Source organism: Kineococcus anabasis, from assembly GCF_054590795.1.
On record NZ_BAAIHU010000011.1, the window covers coordinates 1 to 2,645 of the forward strand.

Consider the following 2,645-nt stretch of genomic DNA (forward strand, 5'->3'; position numbering starts at 1 on the left):
ACGTGCATCATCGGGAACGGCACCGCAGAGGGCCGGAACGCCTTCTCCGCCAGCCGCAGCAGCACGATGGAGTCCTTGCCCCCCGAGAACAGCAGCACCGGGCGCTCCAGCTCCGCCGCCACCTCGCGGATGATGTGGACAGCCTCCGCCTCCAGCACCCGCAACTCGTCGACGCGCCGGCTCACGGGCGCACCGTCCAGGGTGGTCGTCGCTGCGCTCACGACGCACGCTCCGCGCGGTAGCGCTCGACCCACTCGGCGGAGCGGCTGTTCCCCTGCCGGCGCAGCGGCGGCGGCGGGGCCTCCACGTCGTCGATGCCGACGGCGCGCAGGACCGCGGTGACCTGCCCCTGGGGGTCCTTGCTGAGGTGCTCGTAGCTGATCTCCAGCGGCTCGATCCCCTGGGTGGTGAACCAGTCCCTCCAGCCGCGCTCCTGCTCCAGCAGGATCTCCTCCAGGTGGCGGATGCCGCCGGCGTGGTAGCGCGCCCCGTCGTCGACGGACGGGTCGCCCTCGCCGCGCCACTGCTGGGTCTGGACCGCCCGCCACATGGACACCGCCTGGGGCACGACGTCCGGCCGGTACACGTGGACGTACACGGGGTCCTCGCCGAGCAGGTCGAGCACGGCGGAGCGCAGGTCCGTGCCGCTGCGGCCGGGCAGGCCGTCGAGATGGCCGAGGAGCTCGGGCACCTGGTTCCACATGAGCTTGCCGCCCCAGGCCCCGTTCGGCGTGCGGCCCTCCGCGAGCACGCGCTCGCGCCACTGCGCGGGCGTCTCGGCGCGGGGGGCGTCCGGCTCCAGCGGCGCGAGCAGCTCCAGGATCGCCGGGTCGCTCACGTCGGCGAACCAGTCGCGGGGCTGCGGGGCGTACCCGGAGCGGCGCAGGTACTGGAAGTGCTCCAGGGGGTTGCCGGCCACCCCGGTCGCCCGGAGGGTCTCGCAGACGAGGGTGCTGCCGCTCCGCTGGGACGCGCACACGAGATAGGGGCGGATTCCGGGGGACATGCCGGGAAGAATACTCCCTGGATACCGGTCCGCCATCCGTGGCGGCCTGTTCCCGCGAATTCCGTGCGCGCTCGATCGCGTTGCGCCGCAACGACTCAGGCCGGGATGCGGCCGATTTCCACTTGCCCCCGGTTCCGGGCGCACGGCGGCGGGAGAGGTGTTCACCGGGAATTCCCCCGCCGTGGTTCCGCAACCGCGGAGGCGGTCGCGGGCTGACGGCACCGGGCGGTCACCGGCCGGGGCGTGGGGGCGGTCACCGGCCGGGGGCGCGGGGCGCGCGGACCGGGTCGCAGGTTCGCGCGGTCAGCGACAGAGCGCGCTGGCCACCCGGAGCAGGTCGACGGCGCGCCGGCCGACCAGCAGCACGGACGTCACCGGTCCAGGATTGTCGACCGACTGGCTCCGGTTCAAATCGCGTCCACCATGCGAGACGCGGCCGGCCCCGGAGGGCGGGCCGGCCGCGTCGGCGTGCACGCACCGGGCCGGTCAGGCGGTCGTGGGCGGCCGCCACACGGCGAAGTCGCGGATCGCGAGGTGGCTGGCCACGGTGCGGAAGGCGAACCAGCCGCTCGTGTACGGGGCGGGGTCGTGGTGGTCGAAGAGGAGCACCCCGTCGCTCCAGTACCGGACCGTCGCGCCGTCGGAGACGATCCGCACCCGATGTGGGCGGTTCGGCTCCAGCAGCGGAGCGGTCAGGTCGCCCAGCAGCGGGCGGTTGCCCGCCTCGCCGACGTAGCGCCGGAACCGCGTGGTCGTGTTGAGGTTGCCGCCGTGGCCGACGTAGTAGGTGCGCAGGAGGTCGTAGTCGGCGAAGCGCCCGGAGCGCCGGGTGGCGAAGACGTCCTGCGGGGAGCGGGAGTCCCGTGCGTTCCAGAAGGTGTTGAGGTCGGTCACGTTGTCGTTCGGCCCGCCGGCCGCGACCGGGGTGGCGGTGAACTCCAGCTCGTACGGGCCCTCCAGCGGCTGGCGCAGCCACACCGTCGCGCCACCGGGGACGTCGACGTCGAGGACGCCACCGGACGCGGTGACCGACCCGCCGCTCTCCAGCTCCGCCGCCCACCTCCCGGTCCCCGCCGTGAACGGGTCGTATGCGATCCGCGACCAGGAGCGCCCCGGCGCCGCGGTCGTCTCGATCCGCGGCGCCGGGAGCTTCTCCGGCCTCGTCCCGAAACCGAGGTGGAACCCGGGCAGCGTCGACTGCAGGTAGCCCCGGACCGTCCAGCCGAGGCGGTACTGCGGGTCGTGCGCGAGGGTGAACAGGCGCGTGTCCGTCGGGGCGGTCGTGGTGAACAGGCGCAGCGCCGTGTGGTCCGCGGTCTCGGCGAGCACCTCCTCGCGCCAGTCCCCCAGCACGTCGCCGTAGAACGGGGTGGCCGCCCGCCACGACGGCACGACGCCCCGGGGGTCGAACAGCCGCCGCGTCGTCTCCGTCGCGGGGTCCCACTCCTCGACCCAGGTGGAGTCGAGCAGCTCCGCACCGGTGTCGCCGTCCCACCAGATGCGGAAGTTGACGCTGGGAACCCTCGTGGACACCCGCTTCCCGGTGACCGACCACACCCCGGCGCCGGGCAGGTCCTGGTTCGCGGTGGCGGCCCAGAACTCGTCCCCGGGGAAGCGGGGGTCGATGTCGCCGGTCGTG

4 protein-coding genes are annotated in these 2,645 nt (G+C 74.0%); all 4 read right to left on the reverse strand.

Translation table 11 applies throughout. The features are described from left to right. Positions 1 to 221, reverse strand: a 221-nt coding sequence (locus ACYQBY_RS17615) for a phosphoadenosine phosphosulfate reductase domain-containing protein (protein ID WP_459645191.1), incomplete at its 3' end; no start/stop codon positions are given. Beyond that, positions 218 to 1,006 (reverse strand): Stf0 family sulfotransferase, encoded by a 789-nt coding sequence (locus ACYQBY_RS17620; RefSeq protein ID WP_459645192.1) that lies wholly within the window; start codon positions 1,004 to 1,006, stop codon positions 218 to 220. The genes ACYQBY_RS17620 and ACYQBY_RS17615, both read right to left, overlap by 4 nt. A 303-nt stretch (positions 1,007 to 1,309) precedes the next feature. After that, positions 1,310 to 1,480 (reverse strand): putative leader peptide, encoded by a 171-nt coding sequence (locus tag ACYQBY_RS17625; RefSeq protein ID WP_459645193.1) that lies wholly within the window; start codon positions 1,478 to 1,480, stop codon positions 1,310 to 1,312. Positions 1,481 to 1,492: 12 nt separating this feature from the next. Continuing rightward, a partial coding sequence (locus ACYQBY_RS17630) for a DUF6250 domain-containing protein (RefSeq protein ID WP_459645194.1) occupies positions 1,493 to 2,645 on the reverse strand: 1,153 nt, incomplete at its 5' end.

Bases quoted from the DNA above. Each gene is read 5' to 3' on its own strand.
- ACYQBY_RS17620 (WP_459645192.1), bottom strand. From the start codon at position 1,006: ATGTCCCCCGGAATCCGCCCCTATCTCGTGTGCGCGTCCCAGCGGAGC.